The sequence below is a fragment of the Bacillus sp. AFS031507 genome, assembly GCF_002584635.1.
Taxonomy (GTDB): domain Bacteria; phylum Bacillota; class Bacilli; order Bacillales; family Cytobacillaceae; genus Neobacillus.
The window spans coordinates 40,120-59,312 of the sequence record NZ_NUOW01000015.1 but is presented as its reverse complement, the minus strand read 5'-3'; the positions used below and the strand labels follow the sequence as shown (position 1 = coordinate 59,312).

The 19,193-nt window shown below is 39.9% G+C and carries 18 protein-coding genes and 2 pseudogenes; all 20 read right to left on the bottom strand.

Features of this window, described 5'->3' with window-relative positions:
- Window positions 1-198: 198 nt before the first annotated feature.
- On the bottom strand, window positions 199-1,401 hold the full coding sequence (locus COE25_RS16010) for an AgaS family sugar isomerase (protein WP_098933311.1): 1,203 nt from the start codon (window positions 1,399-1,401) through the stop codon (window positions 199-201).
- Between the two features lie 388 nt (window positions 1,402-1,789).
- Window positions 1,790-1,984: a hypothetical protein gene (locus COE25_RS16005; protein WP_098933310.1), complete on the bottom strand. Its 195-nt coding sequence runs from the start codon at window positions 1,982-1,984 to the stop codon at window positions 1,790-1,792.
- The gene (locus tag COE25_RS16000; RefSeq protein WP_098933309.1) at window positions 1,981-2,712 is read right to left on the bottom strand and encodes a GerAB/ArcD/ProY family transporter; all 732 of its coding nucleotides are present in this window, start codon (window positions 2,710-2,712) and stop codon (window positions 1,981-1,983) included. The genes COE25_RS16005 and COE25_RS16000 overlap by 4 nt, the downstream gene beginning before the upstream one ends.
- A gap of 73 nt (window positions 2,713-2,785) precedes the next feature.
- Window positions 2,786-3,988 carry a Ger(x)C family spore germination protein gene (locus COE25_RS15995; protein ID WP_098933308.1) on the bottom strand — a complete coding sequence of 401 codons (1,203 nt, stop codon included), beginning with the start codon at window positions 3,986-3,988 and terminating at the stop codon, window positions 2,786-2,788.
- 94 nt (window positions 3,989-4,082) lie between these two features.
- Entirely contained in the window at window positions 4,083-4,316 is a 234-nt protein-coding gene (locus COE25_RS15990; RefSeq protein WP_098933307.1) for a hypothetical protein, read from the bottom strand.
- Window positions 4,317-4,379: 63 nt separating this feature from the next.
- Window positions 4,380-4,874: pseudogene (locus COE25_RS15985) on the bottom strand (spore germination protein); the annotation flags it as partial.
- Window positions 4,875-5,164: 290 nt separating this feature from the next.
- A pseudogene (locus COE25_RS15980) lies at window positions 5,165-5,365 on the bottom strand (tagatose-bisphosphate aldolase); the annotation flags it as partial.
- A gap of 336 nt (window positions 5,366-5,701) precedes the next feature.
- Entirely contained in the window at window positions 5,702-6,460 is a 759-nt protein-coding gene (locus COE25_RS15975; protein ID WP_256358189.1) for a carbohydrate ABC transporter permease, read from the bottom strand.
- An 89-nt stretch (window positions 6,461-6,549) separates the two neighbouring features.
- Complete coding sequence (locus COE25_RS15970; protein WP_373605359.1) at window positions 6,550-7,470, bottom strand: carbohydrate ABC transporter permease; 921 nt, start codon at window positions 7,468-7,470, stop codon at window positions 6,550-6,552.
- An 88-nt stretch (window positions 7,471-7,558) separates the two neighbouring features.
- On the bottom strand, window positions 7,559-8,812 hold the full coding sequence (locus tag COE25_RS15965) for an ABC transporter substrate-binding protein (protein WP_098933403.1): 1,254 nt from the start codon (window positions 8,810-8,812) through the stop codon (window positions 7,559-7,561).
- A gap of 236 nt (window positions 8,813-9,048) precedes the next feature.
- A complete protein-coding gene (locus COE25_RS15960) occupies window positions 9,049-10,323 on the bottom strand; it encodes a Gfo/Idh/MocA family protein (RefSeq protein ID WP_098933304.1) in 1,275 nt (424 codons plus the stop codon).
- Between the two features lie 95 nt (window positions 10,324-10,418).
- Window positions 10,419-11,468 carry a LacI family DNA-binding transcriptional regulator gene (locus COE25_RS15955; RefSeq protein WP_098933303.1) on the bottom strand — a complete coding sequence of 350 codons (1,050 nt, stop codon included), beginning with the start codon at window positions 11,466-11,468 and terminating at the stop codon, window positions 10,419-10,421.
- A gap of 375 nt (window positions 11,469-11,843) precedes the next feature.
- Entirely contained in the window at window positions 11,844-12,575 is a 732-nt protein-coding gene (locus COE25_RS32120; RefSeq protein WP_098933302.1) for a GntR family transcriptional regulator, read from the bottom strand.
- Window positions 12,576-13,145: 570 nt separating this feature from the next.
- The gene (locus tag COE25_RS15945; RefSeq protein ID WP_098933301.1) at window positions 13,146-13,568 is read right to left on the bottom strand and encodes a hypothetical protein; all 423 of its coding nucleotides are present in this window, start codon (window positions 13,566-13,568) and stop codon (window positions 13,146-13,148) included.
- Between the two features lie 491 nt (window positions 13,569-14,059).
- The gene (gene lacD, locus COE25_RS15940; protein ID WP_098933300.1) at window positions 14,060-15,049 is read right to left on the bottom strand and encodes a tagatose-bisphosphate aldolase; all 990 of its coding nucleotides are present in this window, start codon (window positions 15,047-15,049) and stop codon (window positions 14,060-14,062) included.
- A 66-nt stretch (window positions 15,050-15,115) separates the two neighbouring features.
- Window positions 15,116-16,051 (bottom strand): tagatose-6-phosphate kinase, encoded by a 936-nt coding sequence (lacC, locus tag COE25_RS15935; protein WP_098933299.1) that lies wholly within the window; start codon window positions 16,049-16,051, stop codon window positions 15,116-15,118.
- Window positions 16,048-17,226, bottom strand: a complete 1,179-nt coding sequence (nagA, locus tag COE25_RS15930) for an N-acetylglucosamine-6-phosphate deacetylase (RefSeq protein WP_098933298.1) — start codon at window positions 17,224-17,226, stop codon at window positions 16,048-16,050. Before nagA ends, lacC begins: the two co-directional genes overlap by 4 nt.
- 259 nt (window positions 17,227-17,485) lie before the next feature.
- Window positions 17,486-17,806, bottom strand: a complete 321-nt coding sequence (locus tag COE25_RS31625) for an amidohydrolase family protein (protein ID WP_257208852.1) — start codon at window positions 17,804-17,806, stop codon at window positions 17,486-17,488.
- Window positions 17,796-18,035, bottom strand: a complete 240-nt coding sequence (locus tag COE25_RS31620) for a hypothetical protein (RefSeq protein ID WP_257208851.1) — start codon at window positions 18,033-18,035, stop codon at window positions 17,796-17,798. Before COE25_RS31620 ends, COE25_RS31625 begins: the two co-directional genes overlap by 11 nt.
- Window positions 18,022-19,188: an SIS domain-containing protein gene (locus COE25_RS15920; RefSeq protein WP_098933297.1), complete on the bottom strand. Its 1,167-nt coding sequence runs from the start codon at window positions 19,186-19,188 to the stop codon at window positions 18,022-18,024. The genes COE25_RS31620 and COE25_RS15920 overlap by 14 nt, the downstream gene beginning before the upstream one ends.
- Window positions 19,189-19,193 lie beyond the last annotated feature (5 nt).

Genomic DNA, 19,193 nt, shown 5'->3' with positions numbered 1-19,193 from the left:
GCTTACTTTTGTTAAAGCGCTTACACAATAAAGATATTGTCCAAATTTTTAGAAATATTGTTTTTTTAGTGAATTGCATAAAAAAAGAACAGTGCCTATCACTATTCGCTTTTTTAGAGAGCATATCCTATGTAACACGAATTTTCGAGTAAGTACCCTGGTAATATAATTCCATTTAAGTTTACTAAACATACGAATTCAGATTGAAGAAACTAGAGATCCATCCTCCTTGCTTCCCTTATATTCGTAGATGGTTACGCCTTTTTTCACTCGGTTAACCGTTCCTGTCGGTGAAGGGGTATCAGGTGTATTACCGACTTTTACGGAAGCAAGCAGTGAGATCGTTTGCCCAATCATGAAAAAAGGTAATGCTAAGTAAGCATCCGGTATGGATTGGGCATCTCTGTCGAATAAGAATGTGTTCCCGTCATAATTCGTTTTTCCATCGACCTCGATAGCACAAATGTTTTTGGCAATGTTATCTCGCTGCAATTCTTTTAATATATCTAAATCATATTGGCGAGTATAAGGATGATTGGAAACAAAAACACACACCAATGCTTTTTCATTGACGAATGACTTAGGAGCATGTCGGAATCCCAACGGGGAATCGAATGAGGTGACAATTTTACCGGCTGTCAGCTCTAATATTTTTAGCTGTGCTTCTCTCGCCAAGCCTTCTAAACTTCCGGAGCCAAGGTAAATGATCCTTTCAAAATCGCAATCGATGATAGTTTGGATATCCCCTTCACGAAGAATAACACTTTCACCCATTTGGCGAATGATTTGGACAATCGCCCATTTTTCTTCGACAAACAGCGGATCAAAAACGAGTAATGCCATTAGCGTCATGCACGAATAACTTCCGGTCATGGCTAATCCTTGATCATTTGCTCTATCGGGCATTAACAACAAAAGATTGTTTTCTTCTCCTTTTGCCCTTTTCGCTAGCTCACCATCATTTGCACAGGTAATCGTTAGCTGATAGAAGTTCTTTACTAGTTGTTCAGCTAATTCTCCAGCAGCCAAGCTTTCGGGGCTGATGCCGCTTCGAGCAAATGAAACCAACAAGGTTGGGAACTCTGCTTTAAAAAATTCATAGGGATTAGATACCAAAGTGGTTGTTGGAACACTCAGCAATTCCCACTTTTTTTCATCCACTTTTCCATTTAAATATGGAAGGCACGTTTCACCGACATTGGCAGAGGTTCCAATACCCGTAAAAATAACACGAATACGTTCATGCTGTTCAGCCAGTTTTTGTAAAAAAGCTTGAATCTCTAATCGTTTCTTCGTATACAATGAATAGGTTTCACTCCATAACCCTGGTTGTTGCTTGATTTCCGATGTTGGAATCGAAGCACCGAAAGACACTAATTTTTCTTGACTAAAAGTAAACATATTTTACGCTCCTCTTCCTATTTTCCAACATTCCCTTCACAAACGAATACCAGCGATTCCTCATAACATTTGACAGGCTATTAAACTATTTGATAACAAGGCTGCCATTTGAGCCTACAAAACTTTCTTTTTCATCCTCTTTACTATTTTTAGAAAAAGTATACAAATGAAAAAGCGTTTTCACAATAAACATCTTGTTTTGTTTTTTAGATATCTTGCAAATATTATCTTGCCCATTCCTTCAAGAAATCCGTCCAAAACTGCCCTTGCTCCCGTTGAGCAAAGGCTATTTTTTTCTGAGTTTCTTCTATAATCACGTCTATTACTAGTGTTTTTGCAAGAACAAAATCGCTAACGCGACTAAAATGACGCCGCAAGTGTAGATTATTCACTTGGGACTTTTTTTCGTTCTAAGCATTGTGCCACCACAGAAAGGACACTCATCTTCTACTTCTTCTCCTTTTTTCTTGTATTGTTGGAATTCGTGCACGACAAAATCAGGAACATCGTCTTCTTCCCGACAATCCTTAGATTTAAATAAAATCGTTATTATTTCTTCGTTTAATCCAAAAAGTACTTTCATTCCTTTTCCTCTATAGTTTCTTTTTGAAATACACTGACTACCAACATGATTAGAGGTAAAAAAAGCCCAATTATTAAGGAATGGGGTATAGTCACTTTAACGTCAAAATCTTGTTGTTTTACGACGTTTTCATACATTGTGTTAGAAAGGACAGCTAAGACCATCCCTAAAGGTAATATTAAGGGTCGGTAATGTTTCAAATTGAAAATTTGTGCTATACCTAAAACAGAAGCGTAAAAATAAAGTGTCATCTTGAAATAAATGGAAATAAACCACATGATCGCTATTGTTCCCTCAATCCTTTGTACAAAATTACCTACGTTTATTTCTCTTGCTAGTATAAAGCTTGGATATGTCTGTCTTGCTGTATTGTCAGCGCCCAAAACCAGAATACACAAAACGGTGATGATAATGATGACAAGTCCACCAATGATATTTCCGATATAAAAAGATTTTTTAGCTTCTTTTGGTTGATTAACTAAGGCAGGAAAAATCATTAATAATATCACAGAATTAACAGAAGACGTAACGATCAAGTATAAAGATGCTCGCAGTATCGTTTTTATATCTACCTCAAATACAGGCTGAATGTTTTCAAACTTGATTTGTGGTGTAATAAAAACGACTAAAATGATAAAAAGGACAAAGAAAAAAACAATGAAAATTTCTGCGGAACGACCGATTGTTTCGAGTCCAAGACGTACTCCCATTACCTTTTCATTATTCATAATAGTAACCTACCTCGCATTTTCTCTAATTAATCCAAAATGAACGCAACACCCATTCCTTTTACTAAGTCCTTTACTTTATTTTATCGATGAATGAATTACCAACCGTACCTACACGTCGGATTTGCACGTCAACCTTTACATTCACTGGCAAGTCCAGAAATTCTTTACTCCAATCTTTTTTAAGTTTTATCCAAGCTTTTGGATCTGATCGATAAATGGCCTCACCAAAACCAAAAATATCTACTTTACTTTCTTCTTGTACTTTTTTTATAGAATGTTCGACCATTGTTGTAAATCTTTGTACCTCTATCTTTTCCAATTTTGAAATAGTTTCAGGTTTAGTAAGATCAATATGGCATTCTACTTCCCCGACATTATATTCTCTACGAAATTCGATAGTTACTTCAGGTTTTCCTTTCTTCACTTTGCCTTTGACTTTCGCTTTTGAACGCAAGTGCTGCAAAGCGGCTTTCCCCCCTTTAAGACATGATATATTTATAACCGTACTTTTCACTTTATTTGTAACGGCGTTATAAGTTCTGCTTTGCTTATCATCTAACCAGCCCACTAATTTATCTTTATTAAATACCGCTAAATCGTTAAAGTATATTCGGGCAGGGGAATCAATCATTTCTACATTCTTCTTGCTTAAAGATGTTTCTTCATCCCCTTTTATTTCTGTGTAGATTCCTGTTAACACCGGTTGCTTTCCGTCACTGACCATATCCGCGATTAATTCATCTAACCTAACGTGACTTGTTGATGACAATGCTTTTGATGAGACTTCAAGGGTATCATACAAATTATTGGCAGGTATTTTTTCTAAACCTGTGGGCACCTTCAGGATTTCTTCTGCTTTCATCCCCCTAGTTACGGCGATATAAAAATCTGATCGCAGCTCCCAATCTCTTGAGAGAAGATCTAACGGTTTTCCAACTCCTTCCCTTGCTAATGACTCTCCAATCACAAGTATTCGTAGATGTGAAGGATAAATTTTTCTCGGGGATTCTTTTGTCATTTTTCGGAAAGCCTCAATTACGGTTTGCCCTGTCGCCTGATAGATAATTACCGGTGAACCGCCGCTTCCTTTATCAGCTGATACTTCCCCTGGATTTACCACTTGGGCGGTTACTAGATATTTACCATCCTTTGTACGATCTAACCCTATGGCCAGCGTAATGGCAAGGTCATTTAATTCACGCCGATTCCAGCAGCCTGTAGTGAATAATAGAAATACAATCAGCATGATAAGCATTGAAATCTTGAGTTTCATCGACAAAAATCCTTTCGATCTATTTATTTATACACACGATACCTATGGGTAACCGCCGGGATCTATTTAAATTGATTCATGCCCCATTTCATTTTCACTTTAATAATTTCTCAATGATGTCGGAAAGCGGTTTATAAATGGCTGTAATCCAATCTACTGGATTGGGAATCTTGATATTCATGGCTTGGGCAATACTTAACGAAGTTCCAAATAGTAGAAGAATGGAAAATATCCATAGTTCCTTTTTTAATTTTTTTCTCAACAGAGGAGGAACATCTATCGCGATGATTACAGTGACGATGACAAGGATTCCTGCAGCAGCCACCACTTTCGTCTACTCCTTTCTTCATTTGCTTTTTGGGTTGCCATTTTGATTACTTCGTTTTCACTATTAAATTTTGTTCCGGGGCGGTTTCGGGGCCAAATTTTGTTCGCGTCTGTTGTTTTTTTGGCTGATTAGACGCGGGCGGGAAAACATCCCCCACCAGGGTACCCGAACAAATGTATCCTTTATGTCCTCACGGATATAAGGACCAAAAGGACTCATATAAGGAACCCCAAAAGAACGTAAGCTGCACATATGAAGAATAAGTGCAATAAACCCGACGAGTATCCCGAACAAGCCAAAAGAAGCGGCAAGCGCCATCATAGGAAAACGGAGCATTCTAATAGACATGGACATGGTAAAGGAAGGAAGAATAAAGCTTGAAATGGCTGTTATCGCAACAACGATTACCATGGCAGCCGACACGATTCCAGTATCTACTGCTGCTGAACCAATTACTAGTGTCCCTACAATAGATATAGCTTGTCCAATAGCCTTTGGCATTCGTAAACCGGCTTCCCGTAAGATTTCAAATGCCGCTTCCATCATAAGAGCTTCAATCGCCCATCTTATCAAAAGCTCGACTTCTCTTTAGCCACCAAGAGTGGGTTCCTTTGACGAGACGGGATTCACTTTATGTTACAACCTGTTAGTTTTCTCGCACTCTGCTAGAGAGTTACTTTGTCATAGGGCTTCAACCTTAGAATTTCTTCACCAGTTCCCTGTCAGCTACTGAGTGCCTTGGTACTTACTCAAATTGGACTTTCACCAATTAGCAATTAACGGCTTGCTGGGCACGCAGAAAATAAGGAAGCGCGAGAACTTTTCTCGCGCTTCCTTTCCTTGCTTCCTTACCCTACGATTTTTTCAAACCACGGGCTTGCTGTCTCTTTCAAGGCAATATTTAGTTCTTGGATATTTTTTTTGCCGGTATCTTGTAACCATGCACGTGCGGATTGTTCCCCATTTTCGGCAAAGGGAGCTACGCCATTTTTCCATGTTGCCCGGCCGCAGAGGACACCGTTGAAAGTTGAGCCGGATTCTTTGGCAAACATAGCAGATCACGTAAAATCTGTATGTAATGGAATTTTCGGTTGAGAAATGAACGTTGATGAATGATGAGTGGTTGTGTTGTCATTACCAGTTTAGTACTTCTTTGCCCTTTTTATTGCCCTTGCTACCTACTGGGATGCTTTTTCTGATTTTATTTCTAATATAAGATCTTTCTCCTCCTCCCTTTCAGTCTTAATTTAGGTAATTTTCTTACAGTTTTACTATATAACAAATCAGGGTCAACCCAATTACATAAACATCCTACGAAAGTAATACTTTCTCCCAGCTAGAGAAAAAACATTACATTCGGCCGTACCCGACCGCATGTAATGTTTTTATTTACCGCCTGTGACGGCAATTCCTTCAATAAATTGCTTCTGCAGGAAGATAAATAGGATCAGCATTGGCAAGATCGCTAAAAAGGAACCGGCCATAAGAATCGGGTAGTTGGTCAGATATTGGCCTTGAAGTGATGACAATCCTACTGATAGGGTCATCGATTCCGGAGAACTATTGACAATCATTGGCCACATCAATTCATTCCAGCTCCAAAGGGTGGTAAAAATCCCCAACGCAATCAGACCAGGCTTTGCTAACGGAAGCATAATTCTCCAGTAAATTTGGAAATGGTTACAGCCGTCAAGCCGGGCAGCCTCTTCTAATTCCTTTGGAAGCCCCATAAAGAATTGCCGTAAGAGGAACGTACCGAATGCACTAAACAAACCTGGGACAATCACAGCTTGCAATGAATTCAACCAGCCTAATTTCACCATAATCATATATTGCGGCAGTAAAAACACTTGCCCCGGCACCATTAACACTGTTAACGCTAATAAAAACAGGAAGTTCCTGCCGGGAAATTCAATCCGGGCAAAAGCATAGGCAGCTAACGAACATAGAAACAACTGGCCGACGGTCCGCAGCACTGTAATAATGATTGTATTATACATAAATTTGAAAAATGGTAAGAGTCCAAAGACTTCTTTGTAGTTCCCCCATTGGAAATCCTTTGGAATAAAAACGGGCGGAACATGAATGGACTCAGCATAGGTTTTTAACGAGGTGAGGATCATCCATAAAAAAGGCAATACCATTGCCACCGATCCCACAATCAGGATGAAATGGATAAGGAATGTTTTACTTGTTACAAGCTGTCTCGTTCTTTCCAATGGTAACACTTCCTTTAATCATAATGAACCCACTTTTTCTGTAAGACCATTTGAATCGCAGTAATAATCAGGATAACAATTAACAAGAGAATACCGATGGCTGCTGCATATCCCTTATCATTTAATACAAAGGCATGCTGATAGAATAAATAAACAATCGACTGTGTACTTTCTAATGCCGTACTGCTTTTTCCAATCATCATGAAAATCAAGTCAAACACTTGGAACGCCCCGATTAGAGACATGATTGACACAAAGAAAATAACAGGAGATAGTAGTGGCAACGTAATTTTAAAGAACACCCTGATGGGACCTGCGCCATCAATTTCTGCTGCTTCGTAATACATTTTTGGAATCCCTTGCAGCCCAGAGAGGAAAATGACCATGTTATAGCCAATTCCACTCCAAATTGCGACAACAATAATTGAATATAAGGCAATTTTCGGATCACTTACCCACTGCGGCCCCTTGATTCCGATTAAGGATAAAAGATAGTTTAGTAGTCCGTAATCAGAATTATAAAGCCATTTCCACACCATCGCGATAGCAGCCGGCATGGTAATCACGGGTAAAAAATACAATGTTCGATAAACAGATTTCCCTTTGATTTTTTGATTCAAAAGAACCGCTACAATAATCGACAGGAAAATTCCGATTGGCACAGTAAAAAAAATATAAATACCGGTGTTTTTAAATGATTGTAAAAGGGTTGCATCCTCCAGCATCCGCTTATAGTTCGTTAACCCTGTCCACTCATACTGTCCAAATGTGCCCCATTCGGTAAAACTAAAGTAAAAGGTCTGGATGATGGGCCACAAGTAAAAAATGAACAAACCTAACATAGTAGGTGCAATCATCACATATGCCCAAAAGTAATCGGAACGTTTCCTTGTTTTTGTTAAACTGGAAACCGTTAATTTTTTCCTTGCTTTCACTTCTGCCTGTAGAGGAATTTGTTTCACAGCATTCCCTCCCTTTAGGAAATTGAAGAGAAGAACTACATTCCTCTCTTCATTTTTTCTACTACTTCTTAGATAGCGCATCATTTGCTTTTTTCGTTAACTCTTTTACTGCATCCTCAACACTTACTTCTTCGCTCCAAGCCTTTTTCAGGATATCTGTTTCGTATTGCCAAATTTCCCCTGTATTTTTCACACTTGGAAGTGGAACAGAATATTCTGCGCCATCAATGAATGCTTGAAGATTTAAATTTGGAACTGCGTCTTTCCAAGCATCTTGTGTACCATTATACGCAGGAATAACCGTTCCTGTTTTCGCGTATACGTCTGCTGCTTCTTTAGATCCAAGGAACTGAACAAACTTCCATGCCGCATCTTTATGTTTCGTATTCGCAGCAATCACATTCGATAAACCGTGAATCGCTACTGCTCGTTTTTTCCCTTTAGGAACAACAGCAACATTTAAAACAGGATTTTTCTTATATTCTGGAACCATCCAAGGACCATCGAACATCATCGCTATTTTTCCTGAAGAGAATAATTCAGAAGCAGCAGTTTCTGTCATTTGTGACTGTGTTGGTGACAAGCCTTCTTTAATGAAGCTAATATTGTATTTCAGTGCCTCGATTGCTTCAGGTTGATCGAATCCAACCGACTTGCCATCCTTAGAAATGATATGGCCGCCATTTTGCCAAATGAAATCATAATATCCGCCTTGATTGCCCATTACAGAAGCATAACCCCAAATACCTTTATCTTTGTTTGTCAGCTGTTTCGCAACTTCTTTTAACTTATTCCAATCCCACGTGTCATCCGGATATGGCACACCTGCATCATCAAAGATTTTTTTGTTGTACCATAAGCCGGTTGTATCGTAATCTTTTGGAATCCCATACACTTTGCCATCAACAGTATAAAGTTCAATTAATGATTTAGGATAATTGTCTAAGCTATAATTATCCTTTTTAGCCATGTCGCTTAATGGAAGGATGACCTTACCTTCTGCATATTGAACAACGTGAGCACCATTCATCCAAAGAATATCAGGCAAAGCGCCGCCCGTTGCAGCCGTTTCAAGCTTTTGAAAGTACTGTCCATAAGGAGTAATCTCTGTTTTAACTTTGATGTTCGGATATTTTTCGTTAAATAATTTGATAATCTCTTCAATAGCAGGGACTTGTTTCTTATCCCAAAAGCCATAGGTAATTTCAACCTTTCCATCTTTTGCATCACTTGATGCTTTATCATTATCACTGCAGCCAGCCAGTCCTAGTAATCCTAGAACTACGGTTAAAAGCATTATTAGCCATTTTTTCATCATATTGCCCTTCCTTCGAATAGAGTTTAGTAGATTTCTAACCAAATCACTTCTTAAAACTTAAGGGTTTTTCTCTCGATAAAAAAATTATTCGCATACCATTGAAATGTGTCGGATAACGTTCACCACCTCCAATAACAACGTTTTCCCATTACGTTTTATTCCCCATAATCTTTGTTCTTTACGTCTACTTTTTATTGCAACACTACGAAAACCGCAGTGTAAACAATCGTTTCTTAAGCTTTGATGTTTTCTAGCAAACTCTGATAATACTCATCGATATTAATAGATTGACCTTCGTTTAACCTCGAATCTTCAGCTGCAAATGCCATGAGGTGGCTTCTTACAGAAGCAGATGAGGAAGAAACACTATCTCCGCTGTTTCCATATTGGATTTCGCGGAGGAATGTTCTCATGATTCCGTTATCGCCGCCGCCGTGTCCACCAACAGGGTTATCAAATTTTATGACTGTTTCATGCTTGGTAAGGAAATCAAAGATGGAAATACTATTTTCCTCCATGTTTCCGCGGATTTCTCCTTTTGTTCCCATGATTTGCACGATTCGCGTTTGCTCCCTTGTGAAACCGCACATGCTAAATGTTGCAGTTGCTCCGCCCTCGAATTCCATGTTGACTACCTGATGGTCGACGACATTATTATCTGAGCGGTATACGCATTTTCCATATGGCGTTTCCTGTAATGCTTTGACAATGCCTTCATTCGTATATTCTTCGGTGAATTTCTTGGCCCAGCCTTTTCCTTCGCCAAGATAATACCTGCCCGCATGGTATGGACACTCAAGTTCCGCAGGACAGCCATCTAAACAGCGCTGCGGCGCACCAACCGGGGCATTTTCATCTTTAAAATGCATTAGCGAACCATAGGAACTAATGCGCTTACATTTTTTGCCCATCACAAAAGAAATGATATCCATATCATGACAGGATTTCTGCAGGATCATCGGACTCGATTTTTCTTTATTATTCCAATTACCACGAACAAAGCTGTGGGACATGTGCATTACTTCTACATTTTCATTTAATTGCAGCGATACGACCTCGCCAACTTCTCCTTTGGCAATCACCTTTTTAATCGTTGACCAAAATTCGGTATACCTCAGTACATGGCCGATGGTCAGCTGTCGGTTATACTTTTTCGCAGCCTTTTCCATTGCGATACATTCCAGCGGATCCGGCGACATTGGTTTTTCCAACAGAACATGATAACCGAGCTCCAACGCTCTCATCGTTGGTTTAAAATGATCCCGGTCAAGCGTACAGATAATCGCAATGTCGGCAATTTTTTGGTCGGAATCCAACACCTCTTCCCACGAATCATAACAATGTTCATCCGGAATATCGTGCGCTTGTTGTAGCTCCGTTCTTCTTTCGATGCCTGGTTCTGCCACGCCGACAATCTTCAATTCATTCGGATAGGTCAAGGCATATGGCGCATAAGCTCGTGCCCCTCTGTCACCTGCTCCTATAATAATCGCTGTCATGGTTTTCATTTAAGTCTCTCCTCTCATTCATTCACTGCATTTTTGCATATCGTTTTCCCTGATTAATCCAAACGTTTTCCAAGTGATGTTTAAAAAAGAACCATTTAGGTTCGCTTTATATTAGATGATTCACGAAGGACTAATTCAAATGGCAAAATGATCTTGATTGGAAGTCTAATTTTCTCTTCTACCATTTCCATAATCGTTTTTGCTGCCATTCTTCCCATTTCGTATTTAGGAATTTCTACCGTGGAAAGCGGAGGTGATGAATATTTACCCATTTCAATATTATCCACTCCAAAGATAGCGATGTCCTCTGGGATTCTAAGGTTATTTTCAATTACTGCTCTCATAGCAGCAATGGCCATCATATCACTAGCACAAACCATGGCTGTTGGCAAATGAGTCGAATCCCTTTTAATGAGTTGATTCATTTCCTCATAGCTATTCTCCATTTTCCACTTCGTATTGATAACCCAATCAGGACGGACAGAAAATCCCGCTTCTTCCATAGCAGATTGATACCCTTTGAATCGATATTCAGCTTGCAAATTTTCATACGTTTCATTAATCCCGCCGCCAATAAACCCAATCTCCCGATGTCCTTGGTCGACTAAATGCTGAACCACCGTTTTAATAGCTGCTTCACGGTTGTAATCGACTACAGCCATATTCTTATCTGTATAGAAAAAGTCCAATCCAACCAATGGAATCGTTTGCTGTATGTAGTCAATCAGGCTGTCTTCAATCCTGTCGATCAGCAGGAGTCCCTCAATCCCCAAGTCATGAATCGTCTTAAGAAGCAGGGCCTCATTTTCAAGCTCATCCTTGGTAATACTAATTAGGGTATAATCATTAGCTGTTAATGTATCATGAATACCAGTATAAATTTTGGCAAAGTATGGGTTAATTTCCGCTTGTGTTGGATTAGCTACCCAACCAATTTTCATCGTTCTTACGCTACTCTTCTCTTGCTTGTTGGTAACTAAATTTCGAGCATGCTGATTTGGTATATAGCCTAACTCCTTAACAGCCTCCCAAATTTTCGCTTTTGTTTCCTGGTTAACATTTCGAGTCTGATCATTTTGAATGACTCTCGAAACAGTAGAGATGGAAACGCCTACATATTCCGCAATATCCTTTAATCTTGCCACTAATAAAACACCTCTAAGTCATGATCTTTAATACTTTCATATATAGGATAACAAATTTATACCCCGTTTCAAAAATATCTTTTGAATTTTTAATATTTTCTAAGAGAGGCTTTATTTTCTTAAAAGAATATCTCCGTTACATAGTGAAGTTAATGGGGTGTTGGTTTTGGGCTATTTAAAATATTCTTTCAGTTTTTCCAAACTGAAAATTTTAACTAATTCGAATATACTCCTACACCTATTAACCTGTCAACCCATTAACTTAAATTAATATTTTTTAAAAAGAGTCTATTATACCCGTCCGTATTAACGGGTTGTTGGTATAGGTTAGTTTTAAATAAAACTCATAGACATTTGCTATGAGTGATTGAATCTTTACGTTAGTTCTGTGTAAAAGCGGCAGCGATCGCCTCGTACAATGGATATACAAAATTCAACAGGCACACCATTGGTGTCATAGGCTGTTCGTTCAAGCAACAGTGCCGGACGGCCTTCTTTTGTTTGCAGGTACTCACTTTCTTCAGGAAGAATGAGAACAGGCTCAAACGCCTCTTTTGCTCTCGTTACTACGATATTAAATTCTTGTTGAAATAAATCATATAAGGATATTTCGCCAACTTTTTTTAGCTGTTCTATATTTGAAATCAAGTTTTTCGGAATAAAAGACGATTCCAAAATATAAGGTTCATTGTTGGCACAACGAAGGCGTTTCATTTCAATGACCTTCTCGTCTTCCCCCAGCTGCAACGCTTCCCGGATTTTTGTAGTTGGTTTAGCTTCCTCTATTTTTAGAATGATATCTTTGGGGTTCATTCCCTTTTCTTTTAATACTTTGCTAAAACTGTAAAATCCCATCAATGACTGCTGCAATTTTGGTTTTGCGACGAATGTTCCTTTTCCTTGGATTCGGTAAAGAATTCCTTCCTGAACAAGCTCCTCAATTGCTTTTTTAGCGGTATTCCGGCTCACACCGAATTGATCCATCAATTGATTTTCCGACGGGATCTTATCTCCAGGTGTCCAAAGTCCCTTTTCAATAGAATCCTTAAGCCTCTCCATTAATTGGTGATAAAGTGGGATTACACTTTCATGCTGCAGTGGTTTCATATAATAAGCCTACCTTTCAAACATACTTACATTCTTTTAACAAATTATATCACCGCCGATTGTAGTGTCAACCCAACAAGCATATAGAGCTTTGAAATTATTTTTACCTACTTAATTTTCAATGGTCAAAAACTCTTTACTCTTTCCGTACAGCTGAAGAAGTTATATCTGCCGTAAAACAATATAGAAAATTCTATAATCACAAACGGTTCCAGAAAAAAATAAAACAACCTGAGTCCTATTGAATTTAGAAGACTCAGGCTGCTTAATTCGCTTTTTTTACTGTCTACTTGACAGTGGCCACTTCATTAAATTATTCTCTTTCTTTTATTAGCAAGATATAGCTGTTTCTTTTAAAATAGTTTTTGCTTTTTTAATTAACGCTTCTAACTCCGTGGCATCAACCTTATCGCCTGATTGTACTTTTTTCTGTAAACCATTAATGGCCTCCTGCAATTCTGTCAGTGTCTTGTCTACCTTAGTTTGTGTAGCATTTGTATTGGCAGCAACTGCTTTTGCAGCAGCAAGCTTTATTGCCTCAGCTTTTGCAATTACAGCTTCTAAGGTTTTTTATTGACACCTTGTTTTTAACCTAGATAAAATATCCACAAAGTTTTGAGTGAAATCAGAAACAGCTTCATCTATTTCAAGTTGTGATGAATTGGGATTTTTAAACACATTTACTATTTTTTCTTTTAAAGCATTAAACCCTGAGCTTTCCAAACTTTTCTTTGAATAGAGCTTATCATCAAAAAGACTAATTTCTTCGTAAGCAACCGTTAATTTGGAAAAATCAGAAACTCCTTCCATTTTCTTATCTTTAACGGCCTTCACATCGTGCAGATTTCCATCGTTGATCGCTATTGTTCCCTCAATCCGTTGTACAAAATTACCTACGTTTATTTCTCTTGCTAGTATAAAGTTTGGATATGAATCTCCTAGTCTGAGATTCAGTGGGACTTTAACCCACCTGATGAACGTGCTGCCACGCAAGCACTATGCCCCCCCTCCGACTCCCTCTCATCCATCCACCATTTCGTGTACACTTATAGGTTTCTGCTTTACTTTCGTAAGAAAGTGACGAGGAGGGTATCCCCAGTTCCGTTATTTACTTTCCTAACATGTCGTTCCCTTTACCCCGAGAGATTCTTCGGTGCTGCTGTTCCAAGCTCTTCACACCTTCCATGGTCTTCGCCCATCTTATCAAGGCTCGACTTCTCTTTAGCCACTAAGAGTGGGTTCCTTTGACGAGACGGCAGGATTCACTTTATGTTACAACCTGTTAGTTTGCTCGCACTCTGCTAGAGTGTTACTTTGTCATAGGGCTTCAACCTTAGAATTTCTTCACCAGTTCCCTGTCAGCTACTGAGCGCCTTGGTACATACTCAGATTGGACTTTCACCAATTAGCAATTAACGGCTTGCTGGGCACGCAGAAAATAAGGAAGCGCGAGAACTTTTCTCGCGCTTCCTTTCCTTGCTTCATTACCCTACGATTTTTTCAAACCACGGGCTTGCTGTCTCTTTCAAGACAATATTTAGTTCTTGGATATTTTTTTTGCCGGTATCTTGTAACCATGCACGTGCGGATTGTTCTCCATTTTCGGCAAAGGGAGCTACGCCATTTTTCCATGTTGCCCGGCCGCAGAGGACACCATTGAAGGTGGAGCCGGATTCTTTGGCAAACTTCAATGTTTCCTGGAATAACTCTGCACTTACGCCGGCACTTAAGAAGATAAACGGCAGATCTGTTGCTTCACTTTGCTCTTTGAAATACGCCAATGCTTCTTCCTTGCTATAAGCTGTTTCGCCTTCCGAATATCCCTCCACAAACTTCATATCCACAGGAACTTCTACCTTCAAAACGTCCACCTTGTACTGTGGCTTGGAGAATTCTCTCATTGCCTCAATGACTTTATGCGGCTTCACTTTGGCAAACTCTAAACTTTTCACATCATCATTTTTGGCATCATATGTCACAATCTCGAGGAAAAACGGAATGTCTTCTGCTGCACACTCAGACCCGACTCGTTCCATATAAACATGCTTATAGTCATTAATTTTTTCATCTTCATCCACATCATAGTACAGTAAAAATTTAACCGCATCTGCTCCAGCTTCCTTCAATCCTCTAACAGACCATTCCGGCAATAAATCAGGCAAACGGCCCACGGCTGTTGAATCATAGCCTGTTTTTTCATATGCCACCAATAATCCAGCTTCAGGATGGCGGACCTTCGCAGCCGGCAAACCATATTCCGGATCCAATAGGATTGATGTCGCATAAGGTGTCAACTCTTCAGAAACCAATTCTTTAAAGCGGACGATTCCCTCATCTCCGACAAAACTTGAATTTCCTGCCGAAATCATTTTCTTTAATGAACCGCGTTGATCAATCGCCAAAGCTCCGATAATCCCATTCTCATCCGATAAACGCTTAAGAGCCGCTACTTTATTTTTCGTTAATTCTAACATGGACAATCACCCCTATATAATCTATTCGTAAAATGACCTAGTCAAAAAAATTGGCTTTTATCTCAATTAATCTATTTTCGTAACCTCTACCAACTCAAAAAATTGGCCGAAATTAGCTCGATCAATATAACCTGTTCTTGCTTGCATCGTATTGAGAAGGCCTGTCGTCATGGCTGTTTTCAGAACATCTGGAACTGACTGCTTCCGATTTAAAGCAACCGCTAATCCGGCAACGGTGGCATCACCGGAGCCGACAGGGTTCACCACGTCAATCAAAGGAACGGTAACCCGGTAATAATCCTTACCATGCTTAACAAAGGCACCATCCCCTCCCATCGAAATGACAACCCATTCAACCCCATGAAACCATTCATTGGTTAATACTTTTTTCAAACTGCTTATGCTTTGTTCCACCTCTATACCCAGCAGCAGAGATAGCTCCGCTATATTCGGTTTAATCACAAATGGTTTTACCTTATGTCGCAAAACCTGTCTCAACGACTCCCCTGATGTATCAACAATCACGGGAATTCCCTTCTCCCGGCCAATTTCGACCATCTGACGGTAAAATCCAGACTCAAGCCCTTTTGGCAAACTACCCGAAATAGTAACAAGAGAAACTTCAGACAGCAGTTCCCGATATTTTTCTAAAAAGGCTGCTCCTTCTTCCGCGGATAAGATTGGCCCGGATTCGAGGATTTCTGTCTGCTTGCCATCATGGAGGATCGCGATACAGTTTCTTGATTCTTGATTGATTTTATAAAAATGATTCCTGATATCACTTTTCGTCAATTCTTGAATAATGTAATCGCCAATAGTCCCTCCAATTACACCTGTGGCCAAAACGGCTTCGCCCATCTGCTTGACAACCCGGGCGACATTTAAGCCTTTTCCGCCGGCGGTTTTACGAACATTTTCCACACGATTTACAGCATCTAGCTTAAAATCTTGAATTGGATAGGAAATATCAACGGATGGATTCATGGTGACAGCTAAAATCATCGCACTCCCTCTTTCCCTATCAAGTTTTCAGCTTGAAACCGGCAAACCCCATCAAGATACGTGGCAGTTAATTCGAGCTCCGGTGTTAAGACGATAAAATCGGCATCATAACCGGTCGCAATCATACCGCATTCCCCATCGATGCCAATACTTTTCGCGGGTGCTGTACTTGCCATATAGAAGGCTTCCTCAGGGGTCGCAATTCCCCAATCAACGGCATTTTTGACAGCCTCTTTTAATTGCAAAATACTACCCGCTAAACTTCCGCTTTCCAAACGAGCCGCCCCGTTCTTCACTTCGACAGGGAATTCTCCGAGCTGATAGTTTCCTTCCGGCATACCGCCAGCCATCATGCAATCGGTCACCATAACCGTTTTCCTCCTGCCGCGGGCATTCATTAAAATGTTAGCGGCAGCAGGATGAACATGGTGTCCGTCACAAATAATTTCGGCAAACACTTCCGGCAGATTCATCGCGGCGCCAACCATTCCAGGCTCACGATGATGCAGCCCGCTCATACCATTGAACGTATGGACAAAAATCGAAGCACCCTTCTCAACCGCATATTTCGCCTCAGTATACGTCGCATCACTATGGGCCAATGCCACCGTCACCTGATCGTTAACGGCATGCTCAATAAATTCCATTGCCCCTTTCCTTTCCGGAGCAAGCGCAATTTTTTTAATAAAATGATTGGAATGCTTTTGCCACGTTTCCAGCATTTCGACTGAAGGATCACAAAAATACTTCGTGTTTTGGGCACCTTTGTGTTTTTCTGTAAAAAATGGACCTTCTAAAAAGATTCCTTTTATTTTGGCACCCTTCACCTTCGTATAATTTTCTCCAATCATCGTCACTACTTCGTTCAACATCTCGGGCGAAGAAGTGAGCGTGGTTGGCAAAAACGACGTTACGCCACACGAAAGTAACCCCTCAGAAATTGCCTTCAATCCCTCAAGGGCGTTGTCCATGATATCGTGATTTTTAAAGCCATGAATATGTGTGTCGACTAAACCCGGAGCAATCCATTTTCCCTCATAATTGATGACATAAGCTGATTCAGTTGGCAAAGTCACAAAAAAGGAACCAAATTTCCCCTCTTTGATTTCCAAATAACCAGGCCCTGCCACCCCATCCTCAAGAAAAAACATGTCTGCAAACACAAATTGTTCCATACCTGCACCTCTATTTATTCTAGTGTACTTGCTCATCCGTTTTAAAAAATTGATGTAATCAGGAAAACGAGTTTTTCTTCCAAAAAACCAATTGTAACATCGGGTTGTTGGTATAAGTTAAAACAAAAGAAAAACTCATAGAAACTTGATTATGAGAATAATAGTTAGATTGTTTTAAGTAATTCTATTATATTCCTTATCGGGGCGAGGGAGTCACAATTATTAGACTTATAGATTGTTCTATCCTTTATCGCTTTCATTATATTCCAGACTCTTTGAATCTTGGACGTTCCGACTTTTGAAAACCTTTAATCGCTTCTTTACCAGTATTGATCGCTAAATCTCTTAATCCATCGATTTGAAGTCCGTCCTTTAGTAGAGCAGTTTCGATGACCATAGCCAGATTTGTTCCGCCAAGCACACCTGTCGCCAGGACTTCTTCTTCCATTTGGGTAATCACTCGGGCCACATAATTCAACGCTTCTATTGAAGAGGTTAAGGTTGTCGGCAAAAACGAGGTACCTCCGCAGGAAAGAAGTCCTTCAGATATCTCATTCAATCCTTGAAAATCATTGTCCATAATGTCGAAATCCATGAATATGTGTATCTACTAAACCAGGAGCAATCCAATACTCCGCGTAATCAATGATTTCTGCCGCTTCATCAGGCCGGTTTTCGGATAAAATACCTAATTTTCCATCATTTATTTCCAAAAACCCAGACCCTACGACCTTCCCCTCAAGACAAAACTGATCGGCAAAGATAAACATCGACTTGCTGCTCTCCCTACCCGAATTACAGGTATTCATAGATGGTTACGCCTTTAACGACACGGTTCACTGTTCCTGTCGGCGACGGGTTATCCGGTGTATTGCCAACCTTTATTGAAGCCAGCAATGAAACCGTCTGGCCAACCATGACAAAAGGTAATGCCAGATAAGCATCTGGTATAGATTGGGCCTCCCTGACGAAACTAAATATGTTCCCATCATAATTGGTTTCTCCATCAACCTCGATGGCACATATATAGCTGGCAATGTTGTCCTGCTGCATTTCTTTTAACATATCTAAATCGTATTGACGTGTATAAGGCTGGTTGGAAACAAACACAAAAACCACGGACTTTTCATTCACAAATGATTTAGGACCATGCCGGAAGCCTAACGGTGAATCAAAGGCAGTGACTATTTTTCCAGCTGTCAGTTCTAATATTTTTAATTGTGCTTCTCTTGCTAAACCTTCTAAACTGCCAGAGCCTAAGTAAATGATGCGGTCAAAATCACGATCGATGATCGCTTGAATGACGGCTTCTCGTTGAATGACACTTTCACCCATTTGCCGAATCGTTTTTACAATGGCCGTTTTTTCTTCCAGGGGCTTAGGATCAAAAACAAGCAAAGTCGATAGTGCCATGCACGTATAACTTCCCGTCATCGCAAATCCTTGATCATTCGATTTTTCAGGCATCAAAAGCAATAAATTATTTTCATCCCCTGCTGCCCGCTTGGCCAATTGACCATCCTTATCACAAGTAATTGTTAGATGATACAAATCGGTCACAATTTGCTCCGTTAATTGGACGGCAGCAACACTTTCCGGGCTGTTGCCGCTTCTTGCAAACGAAACGAGTAAGGTTGGAAAATCCGCTTTTAGGAATTGATAAGGATTGGATACCAAGGTGGTTGTCGGAATACTCAGCAATTCCCACTGTTTTTCATCCACTTTTTCTTTTAGGTATGGGGTGACGGTATCACCGACATAGGCAGATGTTCCGGCACCGGTAAAAATAACCCGAACCCGGCCGTGTTTCATTGATATTCTTAGTAAAAACTCTTCAATCTCGCTTCTTCTATCCGTATACAATGCAAAGGCTTCAGCCCATAGATCAGGCTGCTGTTTTATTTCTGCGGTTGTGATTTGTGCACCTAATGGTACTAATTTTTCTTGACTGAATGTAAACATATCCG